Raw genomic sequence first — 21,264 nt, forward strand, 5'->3', positions numbered from 1 at the left:
TTGAGTGTGATATAATGTATCTAACAATCATTATAATATTTCATCATAGGAGGGTAATTTTATGGCTAATTTTACTAATGCAACTACATTTGAGATAGTTGCAATCTGGTGCGTTCTTCTGATTTCCTTTTTAGGCCTAGGCTATGCAATGTTGCTTAGAAATCAAATTATGAAGTATGATAAGGGTACGGACAAAATGCAAGAGGTATGGGGTTCCATCAAGTCTGGCGCTGATACCTACCTGAAAAGACAGTTAAAAAGCATTGTACCGCTTATTGTTATCCTTACTGCAGTATTATTTTTATCCGTTTATGTGGTTCCGCCTTCAGAAGAAGCTTTAGAGCGTTTCGCGGGCAGACCGGAGGGAACTGTCAAAATCATCATAGGACTTGGACGTGCCATCGCTTTCGTTATGGGTGCATGCTTCTCCCTAATGGTTGGTCAGTTCGGTATGAGAATGGCGGTTGAAGGTAATGTACGTGTTGCCTCGGCGTCAAGAAGAAGCTTTGGTGAAGCCCTTAAGATTGCATACAGAACGGGAACCATTACCGGTATGCTGACAGACGGTCTCGGACTTCTCGGAGGAACTTTGATATTTATGATATTTGGTGTTGCCGCACCGGACGCTTTGCTCGGTTTCGGATTTGGTGGTACACTTCTTGCTCTTTTCATGAGAGTTGGCGGTGGTATCTACACAAAAGCGGCTGACGTAGGCGCAGACCTTGTAGGTAAAGTAGAAGCAGGCCTGCCGGAAGATGATGAAAGAAATGCTGCTGTTATTGCAGACTTAGTAGGTGACAACGTTGGTGACTGTGCCGGAATGGCAGCCGATATTTTCGAATCCTACGAGGTTACAATTGTATCCGGACTTATCCTTGGTCTGGCACTCATGCACCTTGACGGCGGAAACCTAAAATGGATTGTATTCCCGCTGTTAGTTAGAGGTATCGGTGTTCTCTCCTCTATCCTTGGTACATATTTAGTAAAAGGCTCTGATGATTTAAAGAGCGGCAACGCAATGGCTTCCATTAACAAAGGATTCCATGTATCTGCCATTATAAGCTTGGCTTCCTTCGCACTTCTCTCCCATTTCTACATGGCTGAGTGGAGACCTTTCTTATCAGTAGCAGTAGGTATCATCCTTGCTTTAGTATTAGATGAAATTACAAAATATTTTACAGATACACATTACAGACCTGTTAAGGACATTGCAGCTTCCTCCAAGACAGGCTCCGCAACACTTATTTTAAGAGGTATCGCAGAAGGTTATGACAGTGCAGTATGGCAGACAATCGTAATTGCTATTACCATCCTCTCCTCTACCTTTATTTATGGTGATATGGGTGTAACATATGTTCTGTATGGTGTTGCCATGACAGGTATCGGTATGCTTACTCTTACCGGTAACAACGTAGCGATGGACTCTTTTGGACCGATTGCCGATAATGCAAACGGTATTGGAGAGCTTTCCGGTCTTGACGATGATGCCAGAAAAATTATGGATCACTTGGACGCTACCGGAAATACAACAAAAGCAATCACAAAGGGTGTAGCAATCGGCTCAGCCGTTATCGCTGCTGTTTCACTGTTTGGTTCCTACCTGACAGATATCACAAAGATTCAGACTCAGATGGGCGCTACCGAAACTATTTTTGAAACCGGTATCCGTGTTTCCGAACCGATTGTATTTGTCGGCGTTTTAATCGGAGCGTGTATTCCTTGGCTCTTCTCCTCACTTATTATCAATGCTGTAACCCGTGCGGCAGCCAAGATTGTTGAGGAAGTCCGCAGACAGCTTAAAATACCTGGACTTATGGAGAAAAAAGTTAAACCGGATTATCAGCAGGCTGTTGATATTTGTACCGTTTCTGCACAGAGAGAATTGCTTCCTCTCGCTCTTATCGGTATCTTAAGTCCGTTGATTGTAGGTATCTTACTCGGTGTTGAGGCACTCGGAGGCTTCCTTGCAGGTGTTATTGTTTCCGGTCAGCTCTTAGCGGTATTTATGTCCAATGCCGGAGGTGCATGGGATAATGCCAAGAAGAGCATCGAAGACGGCATCTATGGCGGTAAAGGCTCTGAATCTCATAAGGCAGCCGTTGTAGGTGATACGGTTGGTGATCCTTTGAAGGATACCGCAGGACCTGCATTGAACCCGATGATTAAGGTTATCAACATGGTATCTCTTCTTGCAGCACCTGTTCTTGTACAGTACAGCGCTACAAGCTGGGGAATGATTGTTACCTTGCTGATTTCTGCTGTCGTAGTTGTTCTTGCAATTTTGTCTTCCAAGAGAGGCGGACTTTTTGTTAAAACGAATTAATGATTGTTGATAGGTGGTTATAATATAAGAGGAAGCTGCTCGCAGCTTCCTCTTACTATGGATTTAAAGCCTATTTTTATCCCAGCTTCTTTTTATACTCACTAGGCTTCACTCCGACAATCCTCTCAAACACCTTATTAAAATGGTTGATATCCACATAGCCGACCAACTCACATATTTCATAAATCTTTAAGTCAGTCTCCTCCAAAAGTTTTTTTGCCCTGCCAACTCTCAAGCCAATCAAATAAGTCTGATAGTTTTCCCCTGTCTTTTTTTTGAATAGCTGGCTGAAATAATAAGGATTAATAAAGAATAACTCTGAAATCTCGTTCAGACTTATATTTTTGTTAAAGTTCTTATTCATATATTCCTTAGCTTCCTCAACCACATCCCTTTTTTCCGGCACACTGTTTTTTAACATCAACTCATTCATACTCTTTAACATATTAAAAATCCAGTTTTTTAGCTGTGTGGTCGTTTGGAATTTCTCGATACTTTCCAGTGAGAAAATATTTTTTCCTAAATATTCATTCAACTGTATCTGCATAAAAGACATTTTTCGAATTCCAAGCAGAATTAAATTAAGGCTGATTCTTTGGAGATCCGTCGGCGATAAATCCCTTTCCTTTTCAAGCTTTCGAAAAATATCTTCGACAACCAGTTTATATCCCTTATCGTCCATATTATCGACACAGCTCTCAAATTTTTTGATATCCTCCTCCGCAACCGATTTGGGCTTTGAATCTATATCACAAATTTGTTCATAGGTGATAACACAATTTAAGCCCTTAATAATTTTATAATTCAAGGCACACCGTGCCTCCTTAAAAGAAGCTCTGATCTCTTCCGCTCTGCGATACATCATGCCGGTTCCGATGTTGACTGAAATTCCCAGCTTTTCAGAAAGCGCCCTCCTTAATTTTGCCATTGACTCGTAAAAGCCCTGCTCCTCCTTGTCAAATGCGGCTATTATGACCGCCGAATCCTCCGTATCAGAAATCACAATACTTTCTTTGTAAGAGCTTAAATGCTGTGTGGACAGCTCCTTTACCTCTTCCAAAAACAACCCTCTTTCTTTGTTTAAATTGTCTCGATTCCTTTCCACAATTGCGCATACATACCATTTACACGCCGTAGAAAAGCCTAAGCTTTGCAGATCTCTTCGGATTGTTTCCGGTGTCCCTTCCGTTCCTTCCAAAATATCGCGCAGGGCATATTTCCGAATTGTGTGCTCCATTTTTTGGTCCTGTTCCTGCTTTTCCTTCTCATTCTGCACCAAATTGCACGTATTTGTCAGCACTGTGCACAACTCCTCTTCCTCCACAGGCTTTGTAATATACTCCTCCACTCCAAGGCCGATAGCTGTTCTGGCATATTGAAACTCTGCATATCCACTCAAAATGATAAACCTTGCGCAAAGTCCCGCTTCCTTTAATCGGCGAAGCATGTCAAGTCCGTCTGACTCCGGCATCTGGATATCAGTCAGAATAATATCAGGTTTTAAGGAAAGTGCCTTCTCATATCCCTCATTTCCGTCAAATGCCAGAGCCACCACCTGACAGTCCGGCATAAGCCGTTCAATCAGGAAACTGATTCCTTCTGCAATGCTTGGCTCATCATCTACTACCAATACCCGGTAAATCATAGGTTCTCCTCCTTTGAGCCCTGCTCTCTCACGGCAGGAATACAAATTTCTACAACAGTCCCATCTTCCCCACTTTTTACTACCTTTAAATAATAGTCATCCCCATAATACAGCTTGATTCGTTCCGCTATATTTTTTAATCCAATTCCCGCCTTTTTCCCCTCGTCCTTCTCTTCAAGCTTAAGCTTATCAACTTCTGCCATGAAAAGAAGAGCGTTTATCTTCTCCATTCGTTCAGGCGGCATTCCTTTTCCGTTATCACATATTTGAATGGCAACAGCATTTTCGTTTAAAAGCTCTCCTGTCACCACAATATGCAGCGCAATCCCCCGTCCTCTTAGTCCGTGCTTGATGCTGTTTTCAATAATAGGCTGGAGCACCATCGAAATAACAGGAACATCCTGTATCTTTTCATCAAGCTTCACCTCAAGGGAAAAGAGATTTTGAAAACGCATATTTTGAAGCTTTATATAATTTTGCGCATACTCTAGTTCATCGCTTATTTTGTGTGGCATTGTACTGTCACTAAGTGTCGTTCGAAACATTTTTGCCAATATCTTAATCATATCCGCTACCTCATCTGCCCCATTCACAAGTGCCTTCATGCGGATTGATTCCAGCGTATTGTAGAGCATATGAGGGTTAATCTGCGTTTTCAGGGCAAGATATCTTGCATTCTTTTGCTTGATTTCAGCGATATAGACATCCTCTATCAATGCTTTAATGCGAAGCACCATGCGATTATAGCTGTTTACCAAACTTCCGATTTCATCATCCGATTCCTTTTGCAGAAGCTCCTTGTATTCTCCTTCTTCTACTTGTCCCATACGCTTTTGCAGCCTTCCAATCGGCTTTGTAATCATTTTGCTGAAAAAAGAGGATATGATAATGATAACGACCATGCAGCCAAGCACCGCAAAGCCCGTTACATACCCAATCCTATTGATTTTAAAAAGCAGGCTGCTCTTTGGTATGACTACGTTTACCTTTAAGTCTCCCTGTTTTGTCTCATTTGATAAGATTAGATAGTCCTTCTCCTGCTTATTATCCAAAAGAGGTGTGTTTTCTGCTTTTGCCTCCTCCCATGTAATTCTGCCGCTTGCCACATCTGAATCATATAAAATTCCATAGTTGGAATCCGTAATGCTTATCTTTATATTGTACTGGTTCCTTGTAAGTAAAAATTCATCGCTTAGCTCAATCAATCCTGCCGGTTCCAAATCAAGCAGCAGCACCCCTGCGTAAGAGCCGCTGTAATCCAAAATTTTTCTTCCCACTGTAAAAACAATTCCATCCTGATTTCTATCACAGTAGGAGCGGTCATGCACCGCTGTTATAACCAGATTTTCTTTTGATGCCACAATGTCCTGAAGCCATTTTTGCTCCTTTAAAATTTCCTTTGATATAAAAGTTCCCTCATTGTTAAATTGGTAAAACTGATCTTCACTTGTCAAAAAACAAATATTTTCAATTTCCGGCTTCAACGTCGTAAGGCGCATCATAATTTTTCGTAAATCCAACTGATAATTGACTCTCTCCATTACGGTCGCCTCATTGTTATTATCAAGCTTATAAATAATATCGTTATCCACCAAAACTGTCTTCGTAACCCTGTCATATTCCTCGATAAAATCATCTATATTCATCACAATCTGCGAACTGAACGCCGAGGCAAGCTCAAGAGAGGTCTCCTGCAAATTTTTTACTGAAACCCCATAGATAATCAAGCATGCCCCCATAAGCGGAATGACGCATGCGAGCAGATAACTGATAATCAGCTTTTTTCTAAGCTTCATATTTTTAAAATTTTCTATAATCTTACGCATTATTTTCCCTCGCCACTGTAAATGTTTCTATGATTAATCCTATGACATTAACCCAAAGAGACTAGTTATTATGTTAACCAGTCTCTTGTTGTTCTTAAGCCATATTTTGTGTGTTTTTTCAAGCCTTTATTACTTTATTTGAGCATATCATTTTTCTACAGCCGCGTCAAACCTTTCAAGCTGCCGCCTGCCATCAACCTTTTACCGAGCCAAGCATTGCGCCCTGTGCAAAGTACTTTTGAAGCCACGGATAAACCGCAATAATCGGAATAATCGCAAACACCACTGTCGCCGCACTCAGCGTGGCTTCTGTGTAGTTTACATTTGCCACCAAGGATACATTGGCAATTTCGCTGCCTCCGCCGATTAACTGACGTATTTTTAGCTGAAGCGGAAATAACTTGGTATCCTGAATAAACATCAGCGGGTGCTGGAACTGATTCCAGATGGTTACCGCATAGAACAAGCCTACCGTTGTCAATACCGCTTTGGAGGACGGAAGAATTATTTTATACAGCATTTTGAAATAGCCGCAGCCATCAATTTTGGCTGCCTCCTCAACCTCCGCCGGAAATGCTTTAAAGAATGTTCGCATAATTGCTAAGTTATAAGCTGTCAAAATGTGGGGAAGAACCAATACCAACGGATTGTTAAACAATCCCATTCCCTTTACTGTCAAAAAGTACGGCACAATCGGTGCCTTAAAAATCATAGTGATAATGACAAAGAGCATAAGCAATCGTCCCATCTTAAATTCTGTTTTTGAGAGCGGATATGCCATCAGTGATGTCACGGTGAGAGCTAGCGCTGTGCCGACTCCGGTAGCGGCAAACGTAATAAAAAATGCTCTCCACAATCCGTTATCTGTCAGGATATATTTCCATGATTCCAGTGTAAAGCCAACTGGAAGCAAATTAACAATGTTCATATCTGCTGCAGCCTTGGAACTAAACGACATTGCAACAACACTAATCAGCGGTACAAGGGCGATAAAACCGAGTATAAGCAGGAAGAACGTGATTACATTTCTAAATATTTGGTCTTTTACGGATTCTTTCATTACCACAGTCCTCCATCATCTGAAAATTTATTTGCCAGCTTATTAAACGTCATTACAAGGATAAGACCAATGACCGACTGGAATAATCCCACTGCGGTCGTAAAGCTGTATTGTGCTTTCTGGATACCGACGCGATAAACATAGGTATCGAAAATATCTCCCACGCTATATGTCATCGGTGTTATCAGGTTGAATACCTGATCAAAGCCAAGCTCCAGGAAGCTTCCGATATTCAAAAGGAACAGCGTCAAAATAGTAGGTATCAAAAGCGGGAATGTAATATACTTAATTCTGCTCCATCTGGAAGCTCCGTCAATGGCAGCCGACTCGTAGAGAGACGGATCGATTCCGCTGATTGCCGCCAGATATACAACCGTTCCCCAGCCTGCTTCCTTCCAAATGGAGGAGATTACATAAATAGGGCGAAACCATGTTTCTTTTTGCATCGCCAACACGGTGTCCATTCCAAGAGCATTGCGGGCATTGTTAAAAAGTCCTCCGACTCCGAACAAATCAAAAATTAAGCCGCCCACAATAACCCATGAGAGAAAATAAGGGATATAGATGGAAGTCTGGATAACCTTTTTTACCTTTATATTCTTTACCTCATTTAACATTAAGGTCAACACAACCGGTATCGGGAAAATCAACACGGTTTTCAGCAAACCAAGCAGTAACGTATTTGTAAAAATCCTCTGAAAATCTGAGTATGTAAAAAGTGTCTTAAAATGCTTTAAGCCTACCCATTCACTGCTTAAAATTCCTTTAAAAACTGAATAGTCCTGAAAAGCGATAACGCTTCCAAGCATTGGTACATACTTAAACAGGATAAAGAACACCACTCCGGGCAATACCATAATATAATAAGGCCAGTATTTCTTTATATTGTGCACTAAGCTCGTTTTACTCTTTGGCAACGGCATAGTGACTGCCGTATTTTTTTTTGACATCTGACAAACCTCCTAAATTTATTTTTTCTTCTTCCTAAATGCCTTTTCTTTATTATCTAATATTGAAAGAGGCATCACAACGGGCTAATTTTATATTTTTCTATGCCTATTTTAAGAAGTGAAATTGTTTTTTATAATTAAGGGGGCAATCCGGTGCTGTACACCTTTTGCCCCCTACAATCATTTATGCAAGTTCAAAGTCAAGGAAATCAATGCTTCCTTCTCCTTCGTAACAAAAGAACAGAGCATGAACTCCATCCGGAATGTGTGCCTCTCCGGTAAAAGCCCTCCATGTCTTCTTTTCATTACTTTCTGTTTTTATTAAAATCTTGGCACAAGCTTCCCCCTCCGGCTCATTCATAACCAAGAGCCTGCCGTCTGCGTTTCCTCTTATTCTTACGGTTATCTTATAGTCTTTTTCTCTATGATAAAATGAGAAATATTTAAAACCTGCCACTGCACCGTCTCTCATATTCGCAATATACTGGTTCGGACAGCATTCCCTATCCTCTCCGTCCTGCGTAAAATATGGGTATTTACTCGTTTCTTCTTTTTTTCTTAAAACAGCAACTCCGTGCTTTCCCCATAGGTTGCAGGCAATTCTGGCTTCATATCTGCCAATCCCTTGGAGCGGTCCTCCGTTTAACCCGCAGGAGGTCACTTCCACCTGAGGAATATGACCGTTGGAAAGAATCCTTATTTCCTCTGCGCATCCCTGCCTGCTGTACTGAGTATGATTCGTCTGACGATGATAAAACAGATACCATTTTCCGTTAATAAACTCTATGCCCCCATGTGTATTACCCGGGAAGTTTACAGGAGCATTTCTTCCCTCCATACCGATATCACATATGTCTACAAGCACTCGCCCAAACGCATAATCTGAATCGGGACGGCTGCTCGTCGCATAGCACAGGGAAGAGCTTCTTATATCGGAATATACAAAATAATACGTTTCTCCAATTTTTCTCACTGAGCTTGCCTCAAAGAATTCATGTCCTTCAAAACCTGTTCCCGCGCTGTTAAAAATGGAAGGAATCAACGGCTTTACTTCTCCCTCTATTGTGAGCATATCCTTCTTTAACCTCATAACCTGTGAGGACTTGTTCTCCTTGTCATCCATCACGCGGGCAGCATTGCCGGAATAAAGATAAATTGTCTTATCCTCATCAATAAAAATTCCCGGGTCAAACTGAGTAAAATCGCCTTCTCTTCTTCCCAAAATGCTTCCATCCTCATGGCGGACCATACCGAGATATTCATATTTTCCGGCAGGAGTATCACATACCGCCACGCCAATCTCAGGCAATACGTCCAAACAATAATACAAATAATATCTGCCATCCAATCCCTTTGTGACATCCGGCGCCCACAGGCAATGGCTTCCATCCTCATTTCGCGGGTCCTGCTTCTTTTCATAGATAGTTCCCTCGAACCTCCAGTCTGTCAAATCTGTCACAGGGGCAGAATAGCATACATAGTCCTTCATACAATAAAGCTCTCCGTCAAATGCGTCGTGGCTGCCGTAAATATAAACCCTGTCACCAAACACATGGGGTTCTCCGTCAGGAATATATTCATAGGACGGAAGATATGGGTTAAATGCCTGTGGCTTTCTTTCCGTGTGAAACGTAACAGGACCAATAAGCCCCATAGGCGGTATGATTGCATTTCTGGAAAACCTGTCACACTGTGCATAAACAAGGTTAGTTGCGATTTTGACTATAATCTCGTTTTTCTCTTTTTCTAACATGCCCGTTAAATCATAGCGATACGGTGGGTTAAGCCTTACACCTGCCGACCTTCCATTGACAAATACCTCTGCCGCTTCATAAGCCTTTCCAAGGTCAAGCACACATGCATTTTCCTGCTTTTCCATCCACGTCTTATAATAAATATAACCTGCAAATTCCGGTCTCCACCAGAAAAAGTCCTTTAATTCTCTGGTTGTATCAATATATTCTGTTTGGTCCGGATTCTCATAAAATGCTGCGGATATCTCAAACTCAAACTCCCTTTTTTCCTCCACGAGCTCAATATTCTCTTCTATTGAAGCCTGATAGCTTCTATCCGTCTCAATCAGATAAAGTGTCTGCGTCGGTGCAAGCTGCAGTGTTATTCTTCCGTTTTTCCAATCCGCTCTTTGTGTCAGGCAATTTTCATACGGGTCATAAATGTAGATTGCGGCATTCTCTCTTAAATTCAGGCAAATCTCGGTATTTACCTGCCGTTTCGTCGATTCATTAAAAAACATATGAACTCTCGTGTTTTCTTCATTCTGAATATAATGATAATAACGCAGATACGGTATTTTCTCCGTCATATCAATATCCTTGCAGCCATGCTCCTTTGCCTTTTTCTCAATCTCTTCCTCCGCTATGGCAGGTATAAACAGCTCTTCTGCCTCTATTTTCTCAGAGGTCACCTGGTAGATTGGAAGCCCTGACTGTACTGCTTTTTGAAGCCACGTTTTCAAAGAGGAAGGATATTTTTGTGCAGCCGGAATAAAAAGACAACGGTAAGAAGTCAGCTCTCCCACCAGCTCAGTTCCCTTTGCCTCCATGGATAGCAGCTTTTCCAAAGGAACCGTGTCGTAGTCCATCTGATTCTCCATCAGCTCTTTTCCGATTTGATGGAACATCATGGTATCACCTGCCCACTCCAACTCTGCGTGGTATAAAACAGCCGCATGGATGCTTGCCTTTCCCCCGTTTAGCAGATGGCAAGCTCTGTTGAGATATTGAAATAGATATTTCATATAAGGATACTGGGTATTCTTTCCTCTCCCGTAAAAATGAGGAGGGCAGTCTGGGTCCGGAAATTCTTTTTCCGTAAATGCATGCGGAACATATACATTGATACCCCGGACAAGCATATGGTCCGTCAGCCATTTCATCAAGGACAGACCTTCCATCCAGCCATAGGCTCCGTAAAGTTCACACATGGCACGTCCTTTTGTCTTCTTCTCCAAGTGCGCCATAGAAGTTCCAAGCTTTGCAAGACCATAGTAGTAAAATGCACCGTCTGCCTCTTTGCCCAGACTGAAGCTGTAATATGCCTCATTCATTTCAGGCATAACCTGATGCTGTATAACATCGACTCCTGACATATGCTGTCCGTGAAGCGCCTTAAAATAATGCCCGCAGCTTGGGCCAAGTCTGGCATGAGTATTGTTATCCTCAATGATATGTCCAATGTATTCAACACCGTGCTCCTGGCACCATTCTCCGATATAATCCGAAAAATTTTCCTGGTAAAGCTCCGTCACAATGTCCATATAGTGATATCTGATCTTCTGTGCGGCTTCCCTGCCCTCGAACCAGAGGAAAGGCAGGTTCACTCGCATCTCCTCACCCAATCTCTCCTCCAAAAGTTGTTCTACCCTCTTATCCCAAGGCAGCGGCATCTCCGTTCCCATCTTCATATCCATTGAAAAACCGGTCTCTGCCGTCAGATTGTAAAAGCCGGGCTCATCAGAGAAAAAGCCTGCCAGCGTATTGCCAAAATACTCTTTAAAATGACTGTAATGTGATTCATACACCTCGTCTATCAAAAGCTTTACGGAGTTTCTGTCCATCATATTAATATAATCTTCCTGACTGGAAACTCCCCCGGTCTGTTCCAAAATTACGCTAATGCGGTACTTGCCTTCCGGTACTTGAAAGCTAAGCCAGCCATCTGCAAAAAATTCCGTTATATTTCTTGTATTGTCAATCCAGATTTTCTCTTTTCCACGCTCTGTCATCAGGCAGGCTACCACCCTTGTCGGACGCTTTGACAGCGGCTTTCCTTTTTCAGAAAGACCATGCTCCAAGTCGATTCGAATACGGTAATCTTGTACCGGTCCTTCTATATCGAATTCCCGGTGAACCAAAAATTTACGTTTTAGGCTGTCTTCGGCAAGTCTTACCTTTCCGTTTGCAAAGCCCGTCGGAAAGTGTGAATCGTCTAATATCCACACCTTCATTCCTCGTTTTTTTGACTCCTCCAGAATAAGAGCCACATCCTCCCACCATTTCGGTCCGACAAAATCAGGGTGAGGTCTGGACTCTAAGCAAACCGCCTTGATACCTGTCTCCTCGATTTTCTGGATATATTCGCGAATAATCGCTTCTCCCTTTCCATGAAGCCAGAAAAAGGGCAGTATATAATTTTCTTCTTTTCCTTCCAAAACTTCCTGTAAACGGTTCCTGTTGTTCATAAGCTTCTCCTCCTTTTATTGTTTACTATTCTATTACAAATTCCACTCCATCCTCTGTTATACTGCTATTACTAACCCATACACGGTAGCTTCCTGCTTCTCTGGCAAGCTTGTTATCCATATTATGAAAACACAGCATTTCCTCCGTAATCTGAAACTCTACATTTCTCTCCTCTCCCGGCTCTAATGTAACCTTGCAAATGCCTTTTAATTCTTTCACCGGGCGCACCACACTGGCAGAAATATCCTGTATATAAAGCTGCATTGTTTCTGTTCCGGACCTTTTTTCTGTGTTTTTTACAGTTGCAGACACTTTTATCAGGGGATTGTCTCTATCTGCATTAGCTGCGCTTAATCTTGTCTTTGAAATTTCAAATTCTGTGTAGCTCAATCCATATCCAAACGGATACAAAGGCTCATTTGGAATATCCAAATATTTAGAGCGATAAAATAATCCTTCTTCCCCGCTCATCTTTGGGCGCCCCGTTGCATATCCGTTATAGTAAACAGGCACCTGCCCTACAGAATATGGAAAACTCATCGGCAGTTTACCGGAAGGGTTATATTCACCTGTAAGCACGTCCAAAATGGCATGGCCTCCCTCCGTCCCCGGCAGCCATACTTCAAGCACTGCCATTGATTTTTCCGAAACCTCCCGCAAGTCAAGCGGGCGTCCGCTAAACACGACGGTTACAATTCTTGGATTTACCTTTTGTATCTTTCGAAACAACTCCAACTGTATCTTTGGAAGTTTGATATCTGCACGGCTCGCAGCTTCACCGCTCATAAGCCTGTGCTCGCCTAGACAAAGCACCACAACCTCTGCACTTTTTGCAGCTCTAAGCGCCTCCTCCATCTGCTTTTCTTCTTCCTCCGCATAAATACCAAGCTCCCTCTCTGTCAATGTATGACCAGCATTACGGCTTAAATTCATTGAATTTTCTCTTTGGAGCATACCACAGCCTTGTGCAAATACAGCCTGCCCCCTTCCAAGCGCTTCCTCTGCCGCCTCTCTTATGCTGACCGCATCTTCTGCCTCGCCTTTAATCGCCCATGCGCTGTGCAACTCCTTACTCTCAGCGTATGGACCGATAAACGCTACCCTAGCCTTGGCTTCTATTGGAAGCAGCTTTTTGCCTGTCTGAATGTCCTTCTCATTTTTTAATAGTACAAAAGAAGCTTTTGCCGCCTCTCTCGCTAGTTTTCTATGCTTACTGCAAAGAATAACTTCCTTTTCTCTCTCTGCGTCACCGTCCTTAAACGGATTCTCAAACAAGCCTAGCCTGTTTTTCAATCTTAAAACCCGAAGCACAGACTCATCAATACGTCTCTCGTCAATCTCCCCGTCCTCCACGAGTTTTTGCAGATTATTTGCATACACGTCGGTACACATATCAATGTCCACCCCTGCCTCTATCGCTTTTTTTGCTGCTTCGCGTTTGTCCGCACAAAAGCCATGAGGAATCATCTCCTCAATAGATGCCCAGTCTGAGATAACGACGCCGTCAAACCCCATTTCTTTCCTCAGTACATCCCGAAGGAGCCATTGGTTTCCTGAGGATGGTATTCCGTTTAAGGTGTTGAAGGAGGTCATAACAAGCTCACTTCCAGCTCGTATTCCGGCTTCATAGGCAGGAAGATAATATTCTCTTAACGTATGCTCGGAAAGCTCTACATTGTTATACTCTCTTCCTCCCTCCGGCGCACCGTAAGCTGCAAAATGTTTTACACACGCTGCTATGCTGTCCTGCCCCTTTACCTGCGCTCCCTGAAAGCCTGAAACCATCGCTTCCGCCAAAATGCTGTTTAAATAAGGGTCCTCTCCGGTAGACTCCATTACTCTTCCCCACCTGGCATCCCTTACCAAATCTGCCATAGGAGCAAAGGTCACATGTACCCCGCTCACCGCTGTCTCGCTCGCCGCTGCCTGCGCAGTTGACTTTACAAGTTCCTCATCAAAAGTTGCACCCAGTGCCAAAGGCATCGGAAAAATAGTTCGAAGCCCATGAATCACATCCAGCATAAACAAAAGTGGAATATGGTGCGGCTGTTTTTCCATATAGTTTTTCTGAATTTCCCGCAAAGTTTCTGCTCCTGAAATTCCTAAAATACTTCCTGCCTGGTTTAGCTGTTTTTCTGAAAAGCGATTACTTTGCATTCCTCCTGTCACAACCGCTTCCTTCTCATAGTAGCTGCCCGGTATTTGCACGAGTTGGTTTATTTTCTCTTCCAAGGACATGTCATTTAATAGCTCTTTTAATTTTTCCTCTGTCATATGTGCCTCCTATCTTTTATAAACACGTAGCTCCACTTTCTTGTATTCATTCTCCCATATTCCATAATCACGTGGGAGATAACGCAATCCTTTTGCCGGATCCTCCACAAAAACACGATTATACAAATTAGATGTCACAACTATTTTGATTGTATTTCTTCCGCTGTGAAGCAGCTCTGTAATATCAACTCTCTTCATCACCTGGTCCGGGAAGTCCGCAGGCTGGTCGTTTACAAATACAGTAAAGGTGTCTGATACATTACCTAGCGATAATATATACTTTCTATCGTCTGGCTTTTCATCTTTGATATCAATAAAACCGGAATAGGTTCCCCTTCCGCCAAAATGCTCCAGCTTTTCATCCAGCATTCTCCATGGCATAAGGCTATTGAGGTCTATTCTTATTTTATCTGCTGAAAAACGACTTCTCAAAAAGGATATCTCCTGCTCAGCGTTCGGCTTAAATTCCTCCAACTCAAGCGTCGTAAACTGTACCGGATATGTTTCCACTGTTACTTTTGCCTTCTCTTTTTCTTCCATCTCACCGGAAAACAAAGCAAAAATAACCATTTCGTCCTCCTCTATCTCAATCCGGCCCGTCATATATCCTGTATTCTTGTCATAGAAAAATATCTCTTTTTCTTTTTTACCACTCCAAGGATTGCACCGATAAACCGTTCCCATTCCTTTTAATCTTACCTGAATATTCTTTCGACTCACACTTCCCGGTCTGACATAGCTGCCTTTTGTCGTTCCCTTCTTATAAACTGCACTACATGCCAGCTCATTCGTATTTGGAGTATTCGGTGCATATTCGACACGATTATATCCATAGAGCATAAAGTATTTTTTCTGCCCTTCTTTCTCAACTCTCGTCGCCGTCGCTATATCCATTTCGCCTTCCAGCCATATCTCAGGTTTGACTTCCAGTTGTTTTAGCATCTTAGGAACCATTTCCAGATTATCTACGTGTGCAATACCGGATAAATTCCAGACCAAATCCATTTCAATCTTCCATTCTTTTTGTTTCTTGTCTGTACTCCATTCACCGTAATATCTGCTGCATACCGGTTTTTCTCCGACCCACACAATCGGAAGTCCCGATAAAACAAATCTTTTTATTGTGCACAAAAACTCGGTTGAGATTTTTTCTGTTTCCGGAATAATCAGGCATTTATAACCTGCACCTTCCTTGTCAAAAACATGGTCCTGCACAATGTTCTCCCCCGCCATCTGTAACAGATACTCGGATATAAATTCATAGCTGTATCCACTGTTTGATAATGCTCCGCCGTCATCATAGAGGCAAAATTCACTGCCCAGCCCATCATTTAAATAGCTTGCCCTGAATATCACACAATCAACTTTTGCCGATTTTCGAAACAAGATATTTAAGCGTGTTATCGTATCCATGCAAGCTCTTGCATCTGATACTGACAGCGTACGATTCCAGTTGTTGGACACCTTTTTCATGAAACCTTCAAAACCCGGCCATTGCACGTTTGGAAGATTACCGTTTACAGAAGCTTCCCCCTTGTATCCGCCAGAGTAAGAAGCTCCGTGAAGCACTTGGGCGTTCATGCCTGCCATAAGACTTCGCTTCACCCACCAAAAGAGGTCCTCATAGTCCTGCCCATAACTATTACCAAACTCCGCCGCACACTCAAAGGAATATCGTTCCTTTCTGCCAAGGTGAACGGCTGCCGCCATTGTCTTTTGAAAATCCAGCGCCGGACGTCCCAATGCCTCATTCTCCGGAACTGTGACAAATAATCCGCTTCGTTCAACCTCAAGCGGTTTATTATAGGCTGCCTGATAACGAATTGTTTTTCCGTATTTCTTTGCCATCTTTTCGAGCGCAGACAGATGGTTTTCACAGTATAGCTGTGTCAGCGTCTCCTTATAGTCATTATTAACCATATCAGAAATCAAAAAACCTTCTGACTGATAGCCCGGGACATCGCAAGGCGGATAATACCCCTCTGAGCCGATAAATGGAAGATAGGGCAAAAGCGAATAGCCCCTTCTCTTCTGAAACTCTTCCAATAAATCAGGTGTCCAATCCAAAGAAACCTTATATTCCAACGAATCGCAGAAAAATGATTCCATAGAGTCATAGCAATGCTCTGAGAAAATGGTATCCCAATAATTCTCGCAAGCTCTTGCTCCCTTTTCACTTAAATGGTCTATCACATAACACTGCTCAACATTTGTTTTTTGAATGGCGGGCTGGCTATAAAATGCAAATACCTTCCAGCTTTCCTTCTCTGCTTTTGGGAAACGATAGCTTAAAATTTCTTTATCTTCTACTGTTTCTACATAGGGCATTAAATCTATGTAGCTGTCTGTTAGCAAAATGCCGGCATTCTTTTGTAAATATGCCATCGCATGTACCAACTGCGTTTTTCCTTCACTTTGGATGCTGCGTGGGCTAGGTAGCTCACCAGTGTAATCACTTTCGGCGTTCACCATCATTTCACCAAATGTCAGCTCACAAAGCACTGCCTCATCATCTGCCGATAAAATAGTGGGTGAAGATATGGGCCAGCCGGGACCGTTTGTGATATCCATAGACATACCAAGCCTTCCTGTCTCTTCACTTACCACTTTCATAACGCAATTCCAACGCTCGCCGCCCCAGCCCGCATCACCTTTCACTATGTCATTTAGGAATGCCGCATCTGATACAATTAACGATACTACCTCGACGCCGCCAAACCCTCTCTCATACAAAGCCTGAATTTCCTTTCTGATATCCTCTTCCTCCACCGCTGCCGCCGGAAGCCAGTATCTTATTTTAGGCCTCATATTCATTGGGAGCTCATCCCATATTTTTAATGTTTCAATGTCCATTTTTATACCTCAATATAGCTGATTACACAGCTCGCACTGCTCATTCCGTCTGTATCCGCCCATACCACCGCTCTTGCTTTTTCTCCTGTCAAAGCCACCAGCACACTTGCACACCCATGATACATGTGTATAAATTCCTCATTATATGGCTCACTGCTCATCAAATTTCCGCTGTCCACCGCCAGAATACGCACCGGTCCTTCTGTTCGAAAACGTACAAGGGAACTTTCCCTAAAATAAGGGACCCCGGCTTCATCCTTTGCCCGCACTGTCAGCAGCATCTGGTAGCCCTCCTCCATCGGTAGTTTTACTATTTTTTTGTCAAATTCCAGCTTTACTGCTATATCCGGTGTTACTGTAGTGTTCCGGCAAACCTCCACTCCGTCTAAATAGCCAACTACCTCCACCGTTCCGGGCTGGTATGGAAGAAATCCTGATATTATATGATTCAGGCAATCGGCAGGCTTTGGCAGGTAATAACGCTTCTCATTAAGATATAACCTCACCTCATCACAATTACTCGAAATGATATAAGGAATTACTGTCTTATGAAACTGTGGAAAATGCCAGTGTTCTGCATAAATAGGGGTATCCCAATGCTCCTTTACCCCTTCATCCGATAAGGAATAATCCATCACTGCAAAGTGTACCATCGGTTTTTCACTCCAATAGCTCTGCATTATATAATAGCTGGGTCTGCGCTCATTGTTTGTTCGAAGCATCGCCCCGCTCCAACCCTTGGCAGGGTATCCCATCGATTCACCTAAATAATCGTATCCGGTCCAAATCATTCCTCCGATACAGTAATTGTATTCATAGGGAATCAGGGAAGGATTTTTATCCGTGAAATTCTGCATCTGCTCACTGTGACCCATAAAATACTGAAAAATTTCTGTACCTAAAATCAGTTTATCCGGTATCATTTCATGTATTAGGGAATACCATTGTTCCTGATAGTTGCAAGAGATAACATCCACAATTTCAGCAATCTTTTTGATGCGTTCCACTCTTTCTATGGTATCGTAAATCTCTGTATCGTCTGCCTCATCAACGAACTGCTGGATATCTTCAATCTTTGATACATCTACCATGCTTTCTCTCTTAAAATGCGGGTTCATGGCATAGGTGATTGGTCTGGTGCTATCCATTGTCAGAATGTATTCCTTGAGCATTTTTAGAATTACAAGCATGGAAGCTTGTGCCTGATTTTCTACTTCATTTCCCACACCCCATATAAAGATGCAGGCACGATTGCGGTCACGCTTTACCATCGCCTCCACATCTAATTTCCACTGCGTATCAAAATATCTGCCATATAGACCTGCTGTCCATTTATCAAAGCATTCTTCATAGACATAAAAGCCAATTTCATCACATAAATCAAGAAACTCTTCAGAATGGGTATGATGAGCCGCACGAATGGAATTACAGCCCATCTCTTTTAATGTCAGCAATCTTTCCCGCCAAATCTCCTTCTTGACAGCAATTCCACAGCAGCCTGCTTCCTGATGAAGGCACACTCCCTTCAGTATCACCTTTTTTCCGTTTACATACATACCCTGATTTGCAATCATAGCAATTTCGCGAATGCCGATTCGCATCTCTACTTTATCTGCTTCCCTCTCACCATCTATGAGCGATACCGACAGCAAATATAAATTGGGTTCCTCTGCCGACCATAATTTTGCATTTTCTATCTGAAAAGAAATCACTCCGTTTTCAGCCTCTTCCTCATACTTTATACCTGTTTCAGCCTTTTCCCACAGTTTTAAAGACGCCTTAACCCGTGATGATGTTCCTGTATCTACAAAGATGTATGCATTTTTTTCTTTTAATGTGGTTGTAACAACTATTTCTCTCTCATCAAGATGCTTTTCCTCTGCTTCTATCCATTTAACCGTGCGATAAATACCGCATCCACTGTACCATCTATCGACAGGAGCTACCGTATTATCTACTTCAATAAAAATTTGATTATCCCCTGTCTCCACCTCTTCTGTAATATCCAATCGGAAGGAACTGTAGCCATATTTCCAGCCTCCTACATTCTTATCATTGATCCAGACAGTACAATTCTCATATACCGCCCCAAAATCCAAATAATAGCGATAGCCTTTCTTTTTTTTAGATAGTTTTACCTTTTTTCGATACCACCCTTTTCCCCATCGCTCCCGATATCCCTGTGCCGCTCCCTGCTTCATTTCTTTATGAAACGGCGCATTGATTGCCCAATCGTGCGGAAGTGTTATTGGTTTAAAATTCTGTTCTTCCAATTTATTTAATGCAAATTCCCAGCCTGTCATAATTTCATACTCTGTTCTTGGCATAATTTTCTCCTTATTCACTGCTCTCATGAATATATAACAATAAGGGGAAAATAGTCCGGCTTGCCAGCCTGATTTTCCCCTTATTTCTAGTTCTGTCTTCTCTTATTTATTTCAGTGACCCATACCAGTCTCTGGCAGCCTTTGTCACCTCTTCACCACCACTTGCATACCATTTTTCAACAAATTCATCAAATTTTTCAATCGGATATTCACCTATAATGATTTTCGTTGCATATTCGATATAAAGTGCTCTATTTTGAATATCAGGATAGTTGTTATAAATAGATGCCGGAATACCGTCACCAGCTATTGGTCTTACATATTGCTGATTATCCTGCAAATTGCGGATAGACTGTGAGATAGACCACTCTCTTTCCTGTGTCATCTGTCCTTTTAACAACTGGCTCTGGAAATCAACTGTCGCAATACTATTATAAGGAGTAAGTACCAGATTCTGCTGTGTTTTTTTATCATCCGGAAGTCTTACTAAGTTGTCACCAACTTTTGTGCTGTGCATACCTTCCACTCCATTATAATAATCATTCCACAATGAAGTATCTGCATATGCATTCAGCATCTTCATAATTGCCATAATCTTTTCTTCATCATCCGTATTTGCTACAACATAACCTATTCCCGTAATCTTCATGGAGGTGTAGTAACCTTCGTATCCCGGCGCTGAGAGAGCCGGTAATATTGTAATATCAGGCTTAGCACCTGTCGTGCTTTCTATTGTTTCGGCATACATATAGGTTTCCTGTGGAATATGGAACCAATTTCCTACGAGATTAGAATTGATTTTTCCGTCCCATGCCGCTTTATCATTAAGTAAAGATTCAGGATCAATTAAACCTTCTGCGTAAAGGGATGAAATCCACTCAAGTGCATCTCTCATATTTGGCGTTACAGCAGAATAAGTCAGCTCACCGTCATACGTATCCCATTGAGGATAGCCTTCGCGAATTGCAATTCCATACATTGCAAATAAGTGATCCATCCATCGAGCTTCCGCACGTCCGCCTGTCGGTATTTCATCCTGCACTCCATTTCCGTTCGGATCATCATTTTTAAATGCTCTCAGCACATTAACATACTCTTCCTGTGTGGTAGGCATTTGAAGTCCTAATGCATCCAACCAGTCCTGTCTTATCATTCCGCCATCACGTCCATAACTGATTACATTCGGAATTGTATAAATTCTTCCCTGTCCTGTCGGATCATTGGCACGCATAACATTCCAAACCTCTTCCGGAATCAGGTTCCAGAGATTAGGTGCATACTCCGGCAATAATTCTGTCAAGTCCAGCAGTGCTCCGCTTTCAATTAAGTTTGCCTCCATTCCGTCAACAGGTGCAAAAACATCCGGCATTTCTCCTGCTGCAATTCGCAGATTCAACTGCTCCTGATAGGTCGCTCCACCGTTCCATTCTACGTATGGCTGTATAATGCCAACTCCAATCAAGTCTTTATAAAAATTATACAGTTCACTGTCCTTTTCTACGGGCAAATACCCTGTGTTTGTTCCCCATAGCTCTATGTCTGTCACATTGGAAGCTTCCCCTGGGTTTTCCGCCTGTGCAGTGGTGTTCTCAGTCTGGCTGCCAGTACTGCTTGTATCAGCAGATTTAGATCCGCAGCCCGTCAGCGTCACAGTAAGCATAACTCCTGCACAAACGCCAGCAATAACTCTTTTCCATCTCATAATAAGTAAAATCCTCCTATAAATTATTTTAGCTTTATCGCGATTGCTTAATGTAATTATCAATAAAATAAGCCTAAACTGCAAGGGGGTATACTTTAGATT

Annotated in this window: 10 protein-coding genes; 1 reads left to right on the forward strand and 9 read right to left on the reverse strand. The window is 42.4% G+C overall.

Translation table 11 applies throughout. The features are described 5' to 3' along the window. Window positions 1–61 precede the first annotated feature (61 nt). On the forward strand, window positions 62–2,323 hold the full coding sequence (locus tag CTY48_RS03850) for a sodium-translocating pyrophosphatase (RefSeq protein WP_099467195.1): 2,262 nt from the start codon (window positions 62–64) through the stop codon (window positions 2,321–2,323). Window positions 2,324–2,399: 76 nt separating this feature from the next. On the opposite strand, the gene CTY48_RS03855 is transcribed toward CTY48_RS03850, so the two are convergent. From CTY48_RS03855 to CTY48_RS03895, 9 genes are all read right to left on the reverse strand, one after another. Continuing rightward, a complete protein-coding gene (locus tag CTY48_RS03855; protein ID WP_236354715.1) occupies window positions 2,400–3,968 on the reverse strand; it encodes a response regulator in 1,569 nt (522 codons plus the stop codon). After that, window positions 3,965–5,794 carry a cache domain-containing sensor histidine kinase gene (locus tag CTY48_RS03860; RefSeq protein ID WP_099467196.1) on the reverse strand — a complete coding sequence of 610 codons (1,830 nt, stop codon included), beginning with the start codon at window positions 5,792–5,794 and terminating at the stop codon, window positions 3,965–3,967. Before CTY48_RS03860 ends, CTY48_RS03855 begins: the two co-directional genes overlap by 4 nt. A gap of 193 nt (window positions 5,795–5,987) precedes the next feature. After that, window positions 5,988–6,854 (reverse strand): carbohydrate ABC transporter permease, encoded by an 867-nt coding sequence (locus CTY48_RS03865; protein WP_180272628.1) that lies wholly within the window; start codon window positions 6,852–6,854, stop codon window positions 5,988–5,990. Beyond that, window positions 6,854–7,804: an ABC transporter permease gene (locus tag CTY48_RS03870; protein ID WP_236354716.1), complete on the reverse strand. Its 951-nt coding sequence runs from the start codon at window positions 7,802–7,804 to the stop codon at window positions 6,854–6,856. The genes CTY48_RS03865 and CTY48_RS03870 overlap by 1 nt, the downstream gene beginning before the upstream one ends. A gap of 184 nt (window positions 7,805–7,988) precedes the next feature. Beyond that, a complete protein-coding gene (locus CTY48_RS20020; RefSeq protein WP_143452690.1) occupies window positions 7,989–12,005 on the reverse strand; it encodes a family 43 glycosylhydrolase in 4,017 nt (1,338 codons plus the stop codon). A gap of 25 nt (window positions 12,006–12,030) precedes the next feature. Further along, on the reverse strand, window positions 12,031–14,280 hold the full coding sequence (gene bglX / locus CTY48_RS03880) for a beta-glucosidase BglX (RefSeq protein WP_099467198.1): 2,250 nt from the start codon (window positions 14,278–14,280) through the stop codon (window positions 12,031–12,033). A 9-nt stretch (window positions 14,281–14,289) separates the two neighbouring features. Next, complete coding sequence (locus CTY48_RS03885; protein ID WP_099467199.1) at window positions 14,290–17,133, reverse strand: glycosyl hydrolase; 2,844 nt, start codon at window positions 17,131–17,133, stop codon at window positions 14,290–14,292. 2 nt (window positions 17,134–17,135) lie between these two features. After that, window positions 17,136–19,460 carry a glycoside hydrolase family 2 TIM barrel-domain containing protein gene (locus tag CTY48_RS03890; protein ID WP_099467200.1) on the reverse strand — a complete coding sequence of 775 codons (2,325 nt, stop codon included), beginning with the start codon at window positions 19,458–19,460 and terminating at the stop codon, window positions 17,136–17,138. 106 nt (window positions 19,461–19,566) lie between these two features. Continuing rightward, window positions 19,567–21,162 carry an extracellular solute-binding protein gene (locus CTY48_RS03895; RefSeq protein ID WP_099467201.1) on the reverse strand — a complete coding sequence of 532 codons (1,596 nt, stop codon included), beginning with the start codon at window positions 21,160–21,162 and terminating at the stop codon, window positions 19,567–19,569. Window positions 21,163–21,264: the final 102 nt, after the last annotated feature.

This window comes from Konateibacter massiliensis, from assembly GCF_900184995.1.
GTDB lineage: Bacteria > Bacillota > Clostridia > Lachnospirales > Lachnospiraceae > Lachnotalea > Lachnotalea massiliensis.